Annotated in this window: 15 protein-coding genes; 9 read left to right on the forward strand and 6 right to left on the reverse strand. The window is 74.1% G+C overall.

The window, feature by feature from the left end; translation table 11 throughout:
• Nucleotides 1-177: 177 nt before the first annotated feature.
• From ACFWH7_RS18255 to ACFWH7_RS18265, 3 genes are read left to right on the forward strand one after another with little or no spacing between them, the layout of a single operon-like run.
• The gene (locus tag ACFWH7_RS18255; RefSeq protein WP_378218621.1) at nucleotides 178-738 is read left to right on the forward strand and encodes a PadR family transcriptional regulator; all 561 of its coding nucleotides are present in this window, start codon (nucleotides 178-180) and stop codon (nucleotides 736-738) included.
• Nucleotides 735-1,541 (forward strand): alpha/beta fold hydrolase, encoded by an 807-nt coding sequence (locus ACFWH7_RS18260; protein WP_378218623.1) that lies wholly within the window; start codon nucleotides 735-737, stop codon nucleotides 1,539-1,541. The genes ACFWH7_RS18255 and ACFWH7_RS18260 overlap by 4 nt, the downstream gene beginning before the upstream one ends.
• 27 nt (nucleotides 1,542-1,568) lie before the next feature.
• Nucleotides 1,569-2,051 carry a DUF456 domain-containing protein gene (locus ACFWH7_RS18265; protein WP_378218625.1) on the forward strand — a complete coding sequence of 161 codons (483 nt, stop codon included), beginning with the start codon at nucleotides 1,569-1,571 and terminating at the stop codon, nucleotides 2,049-2,051.
• Between the two features lie 17 nt (nucleotides 2,052-2,068).
• Here the strand turns inward: ACFWH7_RS18265 and ACFWH7_RS18270 are convergent, their stop codons facing one another.
• Nucleotides 2,069-2,449 carry a VOC family protein gene (locus tag ACFWH7_RS18270; RefSeq protein ID WP_378218627.1) on the reverse strand — a complete coding sequence of 127 codons (381 nt, stop codon included), beginning with the start codon at nucleotides 2,447-2,449 and terminating at the stop codon, nucleotides 2,069-2,071.
• 118 nt (nucleotides 2,450-2,567) lie between these two features.
• Between ACFWH7_RS18270 and pcrA the strand changes: the two genes are divergently transcribed.
• Nucleotides 2,568-5,348, forward strand: a complete 2,781-nt coding sequence (gene pcrA, locus ACFWH7_RS18275) for a DNA helicase PcrA (RefSeq protein WP_378218630.1) — start codon at nucleotides 2,568-2,570, stop codon at nucleotides 5,346-5,348.
• 61 nt (nucleotides 5,349-5,409) lie between these two features.
• Here the strand turns inward: pcrA and ACFWH7_RS18280 are convergent, their stop codons facing one another.
• A complete protein-coding gene (locus ACFWH7_RS18280; protein WP_378218632.1) occupies nucleotides 5,410-6,123 on the reverse strand; it encodes a DUF6518 family protein in 714 nt (237 codons plus the stop codon).
• A 106-nt stretch (nucleotides 6,124-6,229) separates the two neighbouring features.
• Between ACFWH7_RS18280 and ACFWH7_RS18285 the strand changes: the two genes are divergently transcribed.
• Complete coding sequence (locus ACFWH7_RS18285) at nucleotides 6,230-7,144, forward strand: DUF5996 family protein (RefSeq protein ID WP_378218634.1); 915 nt, start codon at nucleotides 6,230-6,232, stop codon at nucleotides 7,142-7,144.
• Between the two features lie 44 nt (nucleotides 7,145-7,188).
• On the opposite strand, the gene ACFWH7_RS18290 is transcribed toward ACFWH7_RS18285, so the two are convergent.
• Nucleotides 7,189-7,764, reverse strand: coding sequence for a Clp protease N-terminal domain-containing protein (locus ACFWH7_RS18290; RefSeq protein WP_378218637.1), 576 nt, complete (start codon nucleotides 7,762-7,764; stop codon nucleotides 7,189-7,191).
• A gap of 1 nt (nucleotide 7,765) precedes the next feature.
• The gene (locus ACFWH7_RS18295) at nucleotides 7,766-7,987 is read right to left on the reverse strand and encodes a helix-turn-helix domain-containing protein (RefSeq protein ID WP_378218639.1); all 222 of its coding nucleotides are present in this window, start codon (nucleotides 7,985-7,987) and stop codon (nucleotides 7,766-7,768) included.
• 175 nt (nucleotides 7,988-8,162) lie between these two features.
• Between ACFWH7_RS18295 and ACFWH7_RS18300 the strand changes: the two genes are divergently transcribed.
• The 3 genes from ACFWH7_RS18300 to sucD all read left to right on the forward strand — a co-directional run bounded on the left by ACFWH7_RS18300 (nucleotide 8,163) and on the right by sucD (nucleotide 11,980).
• Complete coding sequence (locus ACFWH7_RS18300) at nucleotides 8,163-9,713, forward strand: OmpA family protein (protein WP_378218641.1); 1,551 nt, start codon at nucleotides 8,163-8,165, stop codon at nucleotides 9,711-9,713.
• Nucleotides 9,714-9,888: 175 nt separating this feature from the next.
• On the forward strand, nucleotides 9,889-11,052 hold the full coding sequence (gene sucC, locus ACFWH7_RS18305; RefSeq protein WP_378218643.1) for an ADP-forming succinate--CoA ligase subunit beta: 1,164 nt from the start codon (nucleotides 9,889-9,891) through the stop codon (nucleotides 11,050-11,052).
• A gap of 37 nt (nucleotides 11,053-11,089) precedes the next feature.
• Nucleotides 11,090-11,980 (forward strand): succinate--CoA ligase subunit alpha, encoded by an 891-nt coding sequence (gene sucD, locus ACFWH7_RS18310; protein WP_378218645.1) that lies wholly within the window; start codon nucleotides 11,090-11,092, stop codon nucleotides 11,978-11,980.
• Nucleotides 11,981-12,083: 103 nt separating this feature from the next.
• Here sucD and ACFWH7_RS18315 read toward each other — a convergent pair whose 3' ends face one another.
• Entirely contained in the window at nucleotides 12,084-13,142 is a 1,059-nt protein-coding gene (locus tag ACFWH7_RS18315) for a 1-acyl-sn-glycerol-3-phosphate acyltransferase (protein WP_378218647.1), read from the reverse strand.
• Nucleotides 13,139-13,984, reverse strand: coding sequence for a patatin-like phospholipase family protein (locus tag ACFWH7_RS18320; protein ID WP_378218649.1), 846 nt, complete (start codon nucleotides 13,982-13,984; stop codon nucleotides 13,139-13,141). The genes ACFWH7_RS18315 and ACFWH7_RS18320 overlap by 4 nt, the downstream gene beginning before the upstream one ends.
• Before the next feature lie 81 nt (nucleotides 13,985-14,065).
• Here ACFWH7_RS18320 and ACFWH7_RS18325 point away from each other — a divergent pair, with 81 nt between their 5' ends.
• Nucleotides 14,066-15,328 (forward strand): cell division protein PerM, encoded by a 1,263-nt coding sequence (locus ACFWH7_RS18325; RefSeq protein ID WP_378218651.1) that lies wholly within the window; start codon nucleotides 14,066-14,068, stop codon nucleotides 15,326-15,328.
• Nucleotides 15,329-15,920: the final 592 nt, after the last annotated feature.

The raw sequence follows: 15,920 nt of genomic DNA on the forward strand, positions 1-15,920 counted from the left end.
GGCGCGCGCCCCCCCCCCCCGCCCTCGGCCACCCACCCCCAGAACCCCCGCCGCCAGGTACCCACGCGCCGCCCCCCCCGCCCCCGGCCGCGCCCCCCCGCCCGGCACGCCCCCCGCGCCGGGCCTCCGTCGTCCCGGGGCGTTGACGGCTGACTAGGTGCATGGTCCACTAGTCGCATGGTCCTTCGATATCTCGTCCTCGGGCTCCTCACGGTCCGGCCCATGACGGGCTACGACCTCAAGCGCGCGTTCGACTCCTCCGTGCGCCACTTCTGGGCGGCCGACCGTTCACAGCTCTACCGCACGCTCGCCGCGATCGTGGACGCGGGACTGGCCGAGGTCGAGGTCGTGCCCCAGGAGAGCTACCCCGACCGGAAGGTCCACACGATCACCGACGCCGGCCGCGCGGCGCTGCGCGGCTGGCTCGCCTCGGCGCTCGAGCCGGAGGACTCGCGCGAGCCCTTCCTCGGGCGGCTGTTCTTCGCCGACCAGCTCGACGACGAGGGCGTCGCGGCGCTCCTCGCGTCCCGGCGCGCCCTGGCCGAGGAGACGGTCGCGACGCTCACCGCGGAGGAGGAGCGCGTCGCCGCAGTCCTCGCCGACGGCGGGCCGGACGCCGACCGCGTTCGCGGCACCCGCGGGCTCGCCCTGCGCCTCGCGACGCTGCGCCACGGGCTCGCGCACGCCCGCACCGAGCTCGCCTGGCTCGACGAGACCGAGCGAGAGGTGCTCGCGTGACCGCGCCGGACGTCGTCGTGCACCACCCCGCCACCCGCTCCGGCGTGCCGGGCACGGACGCCGTCTCCGTCGTCCTGCTGCACGGGGGCAACGTGGCGTCGTGGATGTGGGAGCCGCAGGTGGAGGCGCTCGACGACCTTGACGTGTGGACGCCCGACCTGCTCGGCTTCGGGAGCCGTGGCGACCAGGTCCCGGCGTCGCTCGACGCGGTCGTCGACGACGTCGCCGCGACGGTCTCCGCGATCCCGGCCGGGCGGGAGGTGCACGTCGTCGGGCTGTCGTTCGGCGGGATCGTCGCGCTGCGCCTCGCCGCGCAGCATCCGGGACTCGTGCGCTCCGTCCTCGCGTCCGGCGCGGTGGTCGACGGCGTGCCCGGCCTCGCCGGCGCGTTCGGCCGCGCGCAGCTCCGGGTCTGGGACCGGCCCTGGTACTGGCGGGGCCAGGCCGTCGCCATGGGCATCCCGGCGGACGCACGCGACCTGTTCGTGCGCTCGGGGCTCGCGATCCGCAGCGAGACCATGGCGCGGCTGCTGCCCGACGTCTACGGCGGGCGCTGGCCCGACGGCCTCGCGGAGTCGGGAGCCCGCGTGCTCGCGGTCGCGGGCGGTCGGGACCTGCGCCCCGCGCGCCGCGCCCTGGCGACGATCGAGCGTCGCGTGCCGGACGCCGTCGTGCGCCTCGCACCCGGGATGCACCACCAGTGGAGCGCGGAGGACCCGCACCTGTTCAGCGCGATGATCCGGTCCTGGGCGGTCGACTGCGTCGCCCACCCGCGGCTCGTGCCGCTCCCGGAGCGTGCGTAGCGCGCCCGACGTGCGAGGGTTTCCCCCGTGAGCGTCGGTGGAGAGGTCCTCGTCGGGCTGGCGATCCTGGTCGGGCTGATCGGGATCGTCGTGCAGATCCTGCCCGGGAACGTGCTCGTGCTCGGCGCGATCCTCGTGTGGGCGATCGTCACGGGCGGCACGGCCGCTTGGGTCGTCTTCGCGGTCGCCGCCGTGCTCGTGGTCGCCGCCGAGGTGGCGCAGTACGTCCTCGCCGGCCGCCACATGCGGCGGGCGGACGTCCCGTGGTCGACCCTCGTCTGGGGCGGGATCGCAGGCGTCGTCGGGTTCTTCGTCATCCCCGTGATCGGCCTGTTCATCGGGTTCGTGCTCGCGGTCTTCGTCGCCGAGCTCCTGCGCCGCCGCGACCGTCGCGCGGCGTGGCGCGCGACCGTCGCCGCGATGCAGGCCACCGGCATCACGATCCTCGTCCAGCTCCTGGGCGGGCTCCTCGCGGCGGCGACGTGGGGCGTGGGGCTCGCGATCACCTGACCGGTGGACGTATCGGATCAGCCGGGGATCTCCATCACGTAGAGCGTGTTCCCGTCGACGTCGCGCAGCGAGAACATCGGCGGGAGGCCCTCCCAGCGCAGGAGCTCTCCGGTGCTCGCGCCGGCGTCGGTGAACGCTGCGTGGTCGGCGGCCGCGTCGGAGGTCGTGATGCGGATGCCGGTGTCGACGCCCGCGGGGAGGCCGTCCCCTGCTGCGACCAGCGCGACCGACGTCGCCGAGCCCGGAGGAGCGACCTCGATCCAGCGGAACCCCTCCTGGAGCTCGCCGTCCATGCGGACCTCGAAGCCGAGCGTCCCGGTGTAGTAGGCGAGCGCGCGGTCCTGGTCCGCGACCGGGATCGCGACGGTGTGCACGCCCGTGAGGTGGGTCGTCGTCATGGTGGCTCCTTCGTGGTGGGGCAGGTGCTGCGGACGAACGGGGAGACCGTCGCCGGTGACCGGACTCATCGGCGGGGCGGCGCCGGGTGTGGGCGGGGGCGCCTAGGCTGGAGGGGCTATGGCTTCGCTCTTCGAGAACCTCCCGCTGCCCGGCCTCGACACGCTGTTCGACGGCCCGCGCGTCGACCACGGCGGCGAGTCCCGCCTCCCGCGGACCGCCCCGCGCTGGACCGACGACCCGGCCGTGCCCGACGGCGCGGGGTCGCCCGCCGGTGACGGTGGGACGGGGCCGGGGGGCGCCGGCTCGTCGCCGGGAACGGGGGAGCGCAAGGGCCGGTACGCGCACCTCGACCCCGACGCGCTGCTCGACGGGCTCAACCCGCAGCAGCGCGAGGCCGTCGTGCACGCGGGCGGGCCGCTGCTCATCGTCGCGGGCGCGGGGTCGGGCAAGACGCGCGTGCTCACGCACCGCATCGCGTACCTGCTCGCCACACGCCGGTCGAACGCCGGGCAGATCCTCGCGATCACCTTCACCAACAAGGCCGCGGCAGAGATGCGCGAGCGCGTGGAAGCTCTCGTCGGGCCGTCGGCGCGGAACATGTGGGTCTCGACGTTCCACTCGGCGTGCGTGCGCATCCTGCGGCGCGAGGCCAAGACGCTCGGGCTGCGGTCGAGCTTCTCCATCTACGACGCGGCGGACTCGCAGCGGCTCATCACGCTCGTCACGCGCGAGCTCGACCTGGACCCCAAGAAGTACCCGGCGCGCTCGCTCGCGAACAAGATCTCGGACCTCAAGAACGAGCTCATCGACCCCGAGACGTACGCACGGGACTCCGGTGCGCACGCGACGGACGACGGCCTCGCGGCGCGGGGCGGCCAGCACGGCGCGAGCGTCCCCGAGTTCGACCAGGTGCTCGCCGACGTCTACACGCGCTACCAGGCGCGCCTCGTCGCGGCGAGCGCGCTCGACTTCGACGACATCATCATGACCACGGTCAACCTGCTCCAGGCGTTCCCGGCCGTCGCGGAGCACTACCGCCGCCGGTTCCGGCACGTGCTCGTCGACGAGTACCAGGACACCAACCACGCGCAGTACGTGCTCGTGCGCGAGCTCGCGGGCGTCGGCGAGGACTCCGCCGCGACCGACGCAGCGACGAGCGGGACGGGCGAGGCGCAGGTCCCCGCGCTCGACCCCGCCGAGCTCACCGTCGTCGGTGACGCCGACCAGTCGATCTACGCGTTCCGTGGTGCCACGATCCGCAACATCCTCGAGTTCGAGGCCGACTACCCGGACGCCCGCACCATCCTGCTCGAGCAGAACTACCGCTCGACCCAGAACATCCTCTCCGCCGCCAACGCCGTCATCTCGCGCAACCCCGACCGCAAGCCCAAGCGCCTGTGGACCGACTCGGGGGCCGGCGCGAAGGTCATCGGCTACGTCGCGGACAACGAGCACGAGGAGGCGCGGTTCGTCGCCGAGGAGATCGACCGCCTGGGCGACTCCGACGGCGTGCGCCCCGGCGACGTCGCGGTGTTCTACCGGACCAACGCGCAGTCCCGCGCGCTGGAGGAGGTGCTCATCCGCGTCGGCCTGCCCTACAAGGTCGTCGGCGGCACGCGCTTCTACGAGCGGCGCGAGGTCAAGGACGCCGTCGCGTACCTGCGCGCGATCGACAACCTCGACGACGACGTCAACCTGCGCCGCGTGCTCAACACGCCCAAGCGCGGGCTGGGGGACCGGGCCGAGGGCGCCGTCGCGGCGCTCGCGGACCGCGAGCGCATCTCGTTCGGTGCGGCGCTCGCCCGGATCGACGAGATCCCCGGCCTGACCAACCGCACGCTCAACCCGCTGCGCGCCTTCGTCGAGCTCATGACCGGGCTGCGCGAGCTCGCGGACTCCGGGGCGACGCCGTCGGACATCCTCGGTGCCGTCCTCGACCGCACCGGGTACCTCGCCGAGCTGCGCGCGAGCGACGACCCGCAGGACGCGACGCGCGTCGAGAACCTCGCCGAGCTGCACGCCGTCGCGACGGAGTTCACGGAGCTCGACCCGGAGGGCACGCTGTCCGACTTCCTCGAGCGCGTGTCGCTCGTCGCGGACGCCGACCAGATCCCCGCGGACGACGGCGACGACGAGGACGCCGAGGGCGAGGAGAAGGAGGACCCGGGCGTCGTCACGCTCATGACGCTCCACACGGCCAAGGGCCTCGAGTTCCCCGTCGTGTTCCTCACCGGCATGGAGGACGGCACCTTCCCGCACATGCGGTCGCTGCACGACGACGCGGAGCTCGCCGAGGAGCGCCGCCTCGCCTACGTGGGCATCACCCGCGCGCGCGAGCGGCTCTACGTGTCGCGGTCCGCGGTGCGGTCCGCGTGGGGCATGGCCAACGAGTTCCCGCCCAGCCGGTTCCTCGAGGAGATCCCCGAGGAGCTGTGGGACTGGCGGCGGCGCGAGTCGTCGATGGCGACGCTGCGCGCGGGCGGGTCGGTCTGGGGCCGCGGCTCGGGTTCGGGCTCGTGGTCCGCGTCGCGGTCCGGGTCGTGGTCGGGGGCGCGGTCCGGGGCCGACGACGACGGGTCTACCATCCGCGGCCGTCGTTCCTCGGGCCGCTCCCGCCAGACCCGCCACGACCCGTCGTCGTCGGCCCCTGCCCGCGCCGCGTTCGGCTCACCTTCGGGGTCCGGCGCCGGTGGGGCGAAGTTCGGGTCCGCGACGCCGCGGGCCGACGGGGACGTGCCGAACCTCGCCGTCGGCGACAAGGTCACGCACGACGCGTACGGGCTCGGGACGGTCGTCGCGCTCGAGGGGGCGGGGCCGAACGCCGTCGCGAAGATCGACTTCGGCGCGGACGGGACCAAGCGGCTGCTGCTGCGGTACTCGCCCGTCACCAAGCTCTGACGCGTCGGGCGCCTGGCGGCACGCGGGCGGCGGTCGTGGCGGGCGGGGAGGTTCCGCCGAGTCAGCCGATAGTGCCGAGCGCGCGGTAGGCGAGGACGAACGCCGTGGCGACGACGGCGGTGCCTCCCGCGGCGACGGTCACCGGGACGGTGCCGCGCAGGCGCCGGGCGAGCACCGCGCTGAGCAGCACGAGCGACGCGAGCCCGATCACGACCCAGTACGTGGCGCCCGTCGTCTCGACGACCGTCGTGAGCCCGTACACCGACTCGCCGACGCCGATGCCCGCGAGCACCGCGGTGCCGAGGGCGGTGAGGACGCCGTTCCGCCACTGCCACGCCGCCGCGATCCCGACGAACGGTCCGACGACGAGGCCGACGATCCCGAACAGCGTCGGGTCGTAGACGTACCCGCGCAGGTCGGCGGCGGCCGCGTAGCCGAGCGTGAGCAGCACGAAGCTCGCCGCGCCCAGCACGGCGGCGTGCCAGGTCCGCGTCCGCGCGTCGCGGGCGGCCCAGGCGACGAGGAGCGCCGTGAGCAGGGTCCAGCCGCTCGCCGAGTTCGCGAAGGGAGCTGCGGCGTCGGGCAGGAAGCCCTGGGCGTACGACGTCAGGCCGCCGAGCACGAAGCTCGCGGCGAGCACGACGGCGCCTCGCGCCCACGGCTGTCCGCCGGGAGCCGCGACGGCGGTGGCGCGGGCCGCCGCGGAGCGCGTGCGGACGGCGGAGGTGTCGGATCGGTGGTCCGAACGGTGGGGGAGCGCGGTCTGGTCGGGCACACCCCGACGGTAGGCGCGGCTCCGCGGCGGGGCGTCAGCCCGTCGTCGGGCGCGAGCGGGTCACGCGTCCTACCGTGGCAGGACGACCGAGCCCCCAGGAGCCTCCGTGACCCAGCCGGCCGCCCGACCCGCCCCCTGGCCCGACCTCGACGTGCGGCGTTGGGAACCGACCCGTCGGCCGCTCCACCTGTTCACGCAGGTCGTCGGCAAGGTCGTGCTCGACCTCACCCCGTTCGTCAACCACTGGTGGAACGTCGCCTTCCACGTGACGTCGCGCGGGTTCGTCACGCCCGTCATGCAGGTGGGCGACCGCGCCCTGGACGTCGAGATCGACCTCGTGGCGGAGCAGGTCGCGTTCCGCACGTCGGACGGGCGCACCGAGACGATCGCGCTGGGGCCGATGTCGGTGGCCGACTTCTACGCCCGGACGCTGGCCTGCCTCGACCGGCTCGACGTCCCGGTGCGCGTGTGGTCGACCCCGCGCGAGATCCCCGACCCGGTGCCGTTCGAGCAGGACACCGCGGTCGGGGAGTGGGACGGGGACCTCACGCGCACGTGGCTCGCGGTCGTCCAGCGGGTCGTCGCGGTCATGGAGCGGTTCCGCTCCGGGTTCTACGGCAAGTCGAGCGGGCCGCGCTTCTACTGGGGTGCGTTCGACCTCGGGCTCACGCTCTTCAACGGGAAGCCGCACCCGCAGCCGGACGACCTCGAGCCCATCTACCGTTACGCAGAGAACGCGGAGAACGTCGCCGTCGGCTACTGGCCCGGCGACCCGACGACGCACGTCGACCAGGTCTACGCGTACGCGTACCCGCAGCCGCCGGGTGCGGCCGACCTCGACCTGGCACCCGGCTACTGGGACCCGGGACTGCGCGAGGCCGTGCTCCCGTGCGGGGTGCTGCGCGACGCGGCGGACCCCGACGCCGTCCTGCTCGCGTTCTTCGAGCGCTCCTACCGGGAGCTCGCGACGGCCGCCGGGTGGGACCTCGACGCGTTCACCGGGCCGGTCCCGCCGGGCTGAGCGCCCTGGCGGGGCCGGTGCACCCGCGGGGCGGGCCGGACGGGTCAGGAGGCCTTGCGGTGCCGCTCGACGAGCGCAGAGCGCAGGCCCGCGACGTCCGACCCTGCCTCGGCGAGCGCGTCGACCAGGGCGAGGTGCGCCGTCGAGCCCTTCGCGCGCGCGACCGCCGCGAGGACGTGGCCCGAGTCGATGGTGCGCGACCCCTCGTGCACGGCCTCGCGCAGCGAGAGCTCGAGCGCCTTCTTCGCCTCAGGCGTGAACGGGATGTGCGACGTGCGCTTGCGTCGCCCGCGCCGGCGCTCGTCGTCGCCCGCGCGGTCGAGCGCGCCGGGCCCGAACGCGGCGTCGGTGCGTGCACGGATCTCCTCGAGGTCGATCCCGAGGGCCGCGAGCGCGGGGCCGTCGAGCGCGTCGTGGCGGCGTGCGGAGTCGACGTGCCGCTCGAGAGCGTCGGCGTCGACGCCGACCGCCGCGAGCGCGGCCGCGCCCGCGCCGCCGTCCTGGCGGGCGAGTGAGAGGAGCAGGTGCGCGGCGTCGATCGAGTCGTCGCCGCGGGACCGGGCCACCTCCTGGGCGCCGACCACCGTCTCCCGGGCGTCGGCGGCGAAGCGTTCGAACATGTCATGACCTCCTGCTGGTTCGGGACGCCCCGTACTTCTTGTGCACGGCCTGGCGGGAGACGCCGAGCCGGTCGGCGATCTCCTGCCACGACCAGCCGAGCGCGCGGGCGTGCTCGACCTGAAGCGCCGCGAGGCGCTCGGCGAGCACGCGCAGCGACCGCACGGCGCGCAGCCCCGTGTCGGGGTCGGTGCTGCTCGCGGCGTCCATGTCGACGGGTTCCATGCGTGTCAATCTAGGTTGACGTGATGCGTCATGTCAACACATGTTGACGACGGCGGACGCCGGCCCCGCTGCGCGACCGGTCGGCTACTGTCGTGCCGCCGCGCGGCACGAGCGCGCGGGACGTCGATCCACAGGGGGAGATCTCGCGATGCAGCACCGGTACGGAACGCGGAGGGTGGCGCGCGTCGCTCCCGTCGTCGCGGTCCTCGTCCTGGCCCTGGCGGGCTGCGGCGCCGACGCCCCGGACCCCGGTCCGGCGGCGAGCACGACGGAGGCGGCCGAGCTCTCCACCGACCCGACGCCCGTCCCCGTCCGGGGCCAGGTCCTCGGGCTCGACCTCGAGGGCACGGTCGGCCCCCTGGTCGTCGACGGCGACCTCGCCGTCCTGCGCATCGAGGTCGGGGCGAGCGGCGGCGAGGGGTCGTTGCTGACCGGTGGCGTGTTCGGGAACCGGGCGATCGCGGACCAGGAGGACTCGTTCGACGGGGTGCGTCTGGTCGACCTGGACGCGGGCGTCGTCCGGGAAGCCGCGCGGGCGGGCTCGGGTAAGGCGCTCGCCGCGCTCGGTGAGCAGTACATGATCGCGCCGGGTCGTGAGCCGGTCGTGGGCTTCGTCGCGTTCGACGCGCCGAGCACGCCGACCACCGCGGTCCTCGTGCCGTCCCTCGGCCTCGTCGAGGACGTCCCCGTGGTGGCGGCCGCCGACGCCGACGGCCTCACCGTGCCGGTGGCCGACCTCGCGCCGTCCGGGATCGACGACGTCGTGGCGCCGACCGCCGTCCTGGAGACGTACAGCGCCACGGCCGACGACGCGGTCCGCACGCGCGACACGGGCGAGAAGGTCAGCGTCAACGTGAGCTCCGACGTGCTGTTCGCCGTCGACTCCGCCGACCTGGGCCCGGAGGCGGACACCGCGCTCGAGGCCGTGGCGGGCGAGCTCGCGCTCGCGGCCGACGGCGAGCTCGTGGTCGTCGGGCACACGGACGACGTGGGCGAGGACGCCGCGAACCAGGAGCTGTCGGAGCGCCGGGCGCAAGCCGTGGCGGACCGGCTGGGGCAGGTCACGGACCTCGGCCGGTTCGACGTGCGCGTCGAGGGCCGCGGCGAGCGCGAGCCGGTCACGACCGAGCTCACGGACGAGGCACGCTCCCTCAACCGCCGGGTCACGGTGGAGTTCACCGCCGTCGACGAGCCCGTCGTCGTCGAGGGGCGGACCGGTGACGTCGCCGCCGCGGAGGGGCCCACGGTCGAGGGCCTCGGCGGGACGACGCTCGAGCACACCGACACGGTGGGTGACGTCCAGAACCTGCACGTCGAGCTCGTCGAGGTGCGACGCGCGGGCGGCTACCTCGTCGGCACCCTCGACGTGCGCAACGACGGGGCGGACTACGCGACGTTCGTGAGCGTGCTCGGGTCCGTCCGCGACGGCCGTGGCGACCTTGGCAGCGGGCTCCTGGGCGCGAGCAACGTCACGCTGCTCGACGGCGGCGTGCGCGTCTACCCGGTCGACTACCTCGTGGAGCCCACGTTCTACGACCTCAACGAGCGCAACGTCCTCGCGGACCTGCAGGTCGGCTCCCTGGACCCGGGCGTCACGTCCCGGGTGACCGTCGTCTGGCCGGACACGGGTTCGGACTCCGTCGTCGTCGACGTGCCTGACGGCTCGACGACCGTCTCGGACGGCAGCACGCCCGTGCGGTTCGTGGACGTGCCCGTCGCGGACTGAGCCGGCACCGCCCGCACACGGCGCCGCGTGACGAACGGAACACGCGGCGTCGGACGTCGTCCGCCATCGAGCGATAGGAGCCCCGGGCTTCCCGGGCTACCCTGTACGGGGATGTCTTGATGTCGAGACATCGGTCATGCCGCACACGGCGCATCAGACGGAAGGACGCAGCAGGGTGGACCTGTTCGAATACCAGGCGCGCGACATCTTCGAGAAGCACGGCGTGCCCGTGCTGGGCGGGGTCGTCGCGACGACGCCCGAGGAGGCCCGCGCGGGCGCCGAGAAGCTCGGCGGCGGCACCGTGGTCGTCAAGGCCCAGGTGAAGACCGGCGGCCGCGGCAAGGCCGGCGGCGTCAAGCTCGCCCATTCGCCCGAGGAGACCGCCGAGAAGGCGTCCGAGATCCTCGGCATGGACATCAAGGGCCACACGGTCCACCGCGTGATGATCGCGGAGGGTGCCAAGATCGCCGAGGAGTTCTACTTCTCGGTGCTGCTCGACCGGTCGAACCGCAACTACCTCGCCATGTGCTCCGTCGAGGGCGGCATGGAGATCGAGCAGCTCGCGGTCGAGCGCCCCGAGGCGCTCGCCAAGGTCGCGGTCGACCCGATCGTCGGCATCGACGAGGCCAAGGCGCGCGAGATCGTCGACGCCGCCGGCTTCGCCGAGGAGCTCAAGGCCCCGGTCGCGGCGGTCATCCAGAAGCTCTGGACCGTCTTCACGGCCGAGGACGCGACGCTCGTCGAGGTGAACCCGCTCGTCCGCACCGAGGACGGCTCGATCATCGCGCTCGACGGCAAGGTCACGCTGGACGACAACGCGTCGGAGGTCCGTCACCCGGACCACGAGGCGCTGGAGGACAAGGAGTCGACCGACCCGCTCGAGGCCAAGGCGAACGGCCTCAACTACGTCAAGCTCGACGGCGAGGTCGGCATCATCGGCAACGGCGCGGGGCTCGTCATGAGCACGCTCGACGTCGTCGCGTACGCCGGTGAGGCCCACGGCGGCGTGAAGCCGGCCAACTTCCTCGACATCGGCGGCGGCGCCAACGCGCAGGTCATGGCGAACGGCCTCGACGTCATCCTCAACGACCCGCAGGTCAAGTCGGTGTTCGTCAACGTCTTCGGCGGCATCACCGCGTGTGACGAGGTCGCCAAGGGCATCGTCGGCGCGCTCGAGATCCTCGGCGACGAGGCGTCCAAGCCGCTCGTCGTGCGCCTGGACGGCAACAACGTGGACCTCGGCCGCGCGATCCTGCGCGAGGCGAACCACCCGCTCGTGACCCTCGCCGAGACCATGGACGGCGGGGCCGACAAGGCTGCCGAGCTGGCCAACGCCTGATCGCCCGAAGACGCGGAAAGCTGAGACAGAGAACACCATGTCGATCTACCTGAACTCCGACTCCAAGATCATCGTCCAGGGCATCACCGGCGGGATGGGTGCCAAGCACACCGCCCTCATGCTCGACTCGGGCGCGCAGATCGTCGGCGGCGTCAACGCCCGCAAGGCCGGCACGACCGTCACGCACAAGGACCACGAGGGCAACGACGTCACGCTCCCGGTGTTCGGCACCGTGGCCGAGGCGATGGCCGAGACCGGTGCGAACGTGTCGGTCCTCTTCGTCCCGCCGGCGTTCACCAAGGACGCCGCGATCGAGGCCGTCGACGCCGAGATGCCGCTCATCGTCGTCATCACCGAGGGCGTCCCCGTCCAGGACACGGCCGAGGTCTGGGCCTACCTCCAGGGCAAGAAGACGCGCATGATCGGCCCGAACTGCCCCGGCATCATCACGCCGGGCGAGTCGCTCGCCGGCATCACCCCGCACACCATCACGGGCAAGGGCCCGGTCGGTCTCGTGTCGAAGTCGGGCACGCTGACCTACCAGATGATGTACGAGCTCAAGGACCTCGGGTTCTCGACCGCCATCGGCATCGGCGGCGACCCGATCGTCGGCACCACGCACATTGACGCGCTCGAGGCGTTCGAGAACGACCCCGAGACCAAGGCGATCGTCATGATCGGCGAGATCGGTGGCGACGCCGAGGAGCGTGCCGCGGCGTACATCAAGGAGCACGTCACGAAGCCGGTCGTCGGCTACGTCGCCGGCTTCACCGCCCCCGAGGGCAAGACGATGGGCCACGCCGGCGCGATCGTCTCCGGCTCCGCGGGCACCGCGCAGGCCAAGAAGGAGGCCCTCGAGGCCGTCGGCGTCAAGGTCGGCAAGACGCCGTCCGAGACCGCCTCGCTCCTGCGCGAGGTCCTCGCCTGACCCTGGCTCCGCCGCAGGACCCGTGACCCGGGTCCACGCACCCGACGCCCCGCGACCGCTCCGCCGGACGCGGGGCGTCGTGCGTCCGGGCCGGTGCCCGACGTCAGGGGGCCGGGTCGCGGTCGCCGCTCGGGACCGTCGGCGCCCCCGAGGCGGCCAGCCACGCGTCGAGGCGCACCCACTGCGCGTAGAGCCACGCGGCGCGCTCCTCGTCGCCCGCCGGGAGCGCCTCGCGGGGCGTCGCCCAGATCTTGAGCGTCAGGCGCTTGTCCATCGGCAGCTCGCGCCAGATGTCGCGCACCGTGACCAGGCGCTCGAGGCCGGTGTGCGCGACGACCGCCACGCCCGTCGTCGGCGTCGCGTCGAGCGCGGCGAGGAACCCGCCGACGTGCGGCGCCATGACGTGCGGCATCCCCTCGGCCAGCGCGGCGAGGTCGTCCTCCCCGGTGGAGCGCAACGCCGCGATCCGCGCGTCGCGGCGGCGCGGCGTGACGTTCCCGCCCTCGGGGAAGAGCAGCACGGCGGAGTCCGGTGCGAGGTCGGTCGCGAGCGCGGCGACCGCCTCGCTGCCCGACGGCGCGCCGTGCGGCCGCCGCGAGCGCGGCACGACGAAGTACGCCGGGACGCGGTGCAGCAGGACGTCGATCGCCGGGTCCCACTGGAGCGTGTCCTTGAGCACGACGCGCGGCTCGCGTCCCGCCGCGTTGACGATGCGGTCCATGAGCACGAACGAGTCACCGGGTCCGGCATGGCGGCTCACCACGAGCACCGGCACCCCGTCGAGCCCGTCCGCCTCGCTGACGTCGACGTCGATCCGCAGCCGTAGCGTCCAGCGCACCTGCCAGAAGAGCACCGACAGCATCGTGCCCGCGAGACGGACGTGCGCGCGCCGGAACGCCGGGCGGTCCAGGGCCCGTCCGAAGCCCGAGCCTGCCCAGAGGCCGAACAGCGCGACGATCGCGGCCGCGTCCCACACGACGTAGAAGCTCGCGAGCCACAGGACGCGCGGCGCGCGCAGGCGCCCGGGCAGCGCCCAGCTCACGATGCCGCCGACGAGCAGGACGAGCATGACGCTCGTCGGGACGAGCAGGACCGCGAGGACGACGACCGCCGGCGCGAGCAGCAGCCGGCGGACCCAGCGCGGCGGCGGCGCGACGTTCACGCGCCACCCCCCGTCTCGTCGAGGTAGCGGCACGACGCCGCGTACGACGAGGCTGCGCGAGCGCGGGTCGTGTCGAGCCGGCGCGACGACGAGAGCCGGTCGTCTCCGGGCAGCGGCCCGCCGCTCGGGAGGACGTGGACGGTCACGTCGTCGGGGACCTCGGCGAGCTCGCGCGCGAACCGGTGCCGGCGGGAGATCTCGAACGTCACCTTCGCGACCTCGACCGCGGTCCGGGGTGGCCGCAGCGGCTCCTCGATCCGGCCGACCTGGAGCACCCAGACCGTCCGTGCGCCGCGGCGCACGGCCTCGCCCAGCGGGATCGAGGAGACCACGCCGCCGTCGACGTAGTGCTCGTCCCCGATGCGCGTGGGCGGCAGCGCGCCCGGCACGGACGCCGAGGCGAGCACGGCCTCGACGAGCGGGCCGTCGCTGAACCAGCGCTCGGCCGCCCGCTCGATCGAGGCCGCGGCGACGACGAGCGGCACGGCGAGGTCGGCGAACGTCGTGCGCTCCCCGAGCACCTGGCGCAGGAGCGCGCGCAGCGGGGCCGGGCTGGCGAGGTGGGTGCGCGTCGTCGCGAGCCGGTGCACCTGCCGGTACCACGCCTCTCCGTAGACCTGCGCGGCCGCGGGTGACGACCAGGCGGACTCGAGGAGAGGGACGACCGCGGGTGTGGGGTCGGCCGCGAGAGCCGCCCCGTTGATCGCGCCGATCGACGTCCCGACCACCAGGTCGGGCGTGATGCCGCGCTCCAGCAGCGCGCGCAGCATGCCGATCTGGACCGCGCCGCGAACACCACCGCCACCCAGGACGAACGCGGTGGGGACGGGCGCCGTCGTCATGGACCGATCGTAGGCGCGGGTAGGCTGGCGCGCCGGGGCGAATGCCACGTACCGACCACTCGATCGACGACGATGGGCACCATGAGCACCACCAGCACGACGCGTGGTGCGCGCACGCGCACCGTGGACGGCAGCCCGGCCCCTGCACCGGTCGTGGTCCGGCGCGGGCCGTCGGGCGTGCTCGCCGCGCTCCAGGCGCTCGCGCTGTCCCTCGCGGTCGTCGTCCTGCCGGGGGTCGTGGCCTTCCTCGCGTCGTCCACCGGGTCCACCGAGGGCACGGGGTGGGGCCAGTCCGTGACGATCGCCGCGGGCTTCTGGCTCCTCGGCCACGGGGTCCCGCTCGTCGCGAGCGGGACGACCGTCACCCTGGTCCCGCTGGGGCTCACCGCGCTCGCGCTGTTCTGCTGCTTCGCGTCCGCGCGCCGCTCCGCGCACACGACGACGTCCGCGTGGGTCGCGGGCACCGTGACCTACGCGCTCGCGACGCTGGGCGTGGCACTCCTCGCCGGGTCCACCCCGCCCTGGGGCCTCGCGGTCGCGGTCGTCGGGGGCGCGCTCGTCGGGGGGATCGGGCTCGGTGCCGGGATCCTCGCGCGGCCGGACGCTCCCTTCGTCGGCGACCTCACGCACCGGCTCGACGGGTGGCTCCCGCCGTCGCTGCGGCTGGGGCTGCGCGGCGGCCTGCTCGGCACGAGCCTGCTGGCCGGCGTCTCCGCCGTCGTCGTCGGGGCGTGGCTCGTCGCCGGGCGCGCGACGTCGGGCGACATCGTCGCCGGGCTCGTGCCCGGGACCGTCGGCGGCATCGTCCTCGCGCTCGCGCAGCTCGCCGTCCTGCCGAACGTCGTCGCCTGGGCGGGGGCGTGGCTGGTCGGGCCGGGCTTCGCCGTGGGCGAGGGCAGCACGTTCGCACCGAGCGGCTCCGAGCCCGGGGCGCTGCCGGCGATCCCGCTGCTCGGCGCCCTGCCCGGGGACGACTGGACCAACCCGTTGACCCCCTGGGTGCCGGCCGTCGTCATCGTGCTCGGCGTCGTGGCCGGGGCCTTCGTGTGGCGCCGCCTGCGCGACGTGACCGGCACGCACCCGGACGACGACGTGCGATGGCTCGACGTCGGCCTCGCCGTGAGCGGGGTCGCGCTCGGCGCCGGACTGCTCGTCGGCGTCGTGAGCTGGCTCGCGGGCGGGGCGGTCGGGCCCGGTCGGCTCGAGGTCGTCGGTGCCGACGCGCTCGTGGTCGGCGCGCTCGCCGCGGCCGAGATCGGCGGCGGCGCCGCGCTCGCGATCCTCTGGGCACGCCTCGACGTGCTGGGCCGCCGCCACGGCGATCCCCTCGACGACGACGCCTGACCTGCCGAGGTATCCCCGGTACGCCGAGGTAGAACCATGGTTGGCCGAAGGAGAACCGTGGTCGCGCGAGGTAGAACCGTGGTTCAGCCTCGGGCCCGCCGGGTCGGGTCCGCGGCGCGGGTGGCCTCGGTGCTCGGGGCTGCGGCGCCGTCCCCCCGGCTCTTCGGCCGTGGGTTCTAGGAGCGCCGCTCTGACGCCCCTTCGCATCCGAGCCCACCCCCACCGCTCGACCGTCGTCTCGCCATGACTCGGAGGCAAGCCGACCAGGCGGCCCCGGCAGGCCGAACAGGCGGGCGCGGCTCGTCGGACAAACAGGACGAACCGCGGCCACCTAGTCGACGTCGCGACGACAGGGTCGCATCGCGGTCGCGACGCGACACATGACCTGCAGACGCGGCGCAGCGGTGCGACAGTGTCGTGCCGAGACCGGATGCAGCAACGGGAACCTGAATCGCGAGACCGACACCGCCGGCAGTCGCCGTGGGGTGAGCGCAAGCCAGGACGAGACGGAGTAGGGCGGGGTGGGTGGTGGTGCCGCGTCGTGGCGGGCCTGGCGGGAGCCGCGAGGAACGAGCGGCGGATGGTAGACGCC

The sequence above is a fragment of the Cellulosimicrobium cellulans genome (genome assembly GCF_042723955.1).
Classification (GTDB): domain Bacteria; phylum Actinomycetota; class Actinomycetes; order Actinomycetales; family Cellulomonadaceae; genus Cellulosimicrobium; species Cellulosimicrobium cellulans_H.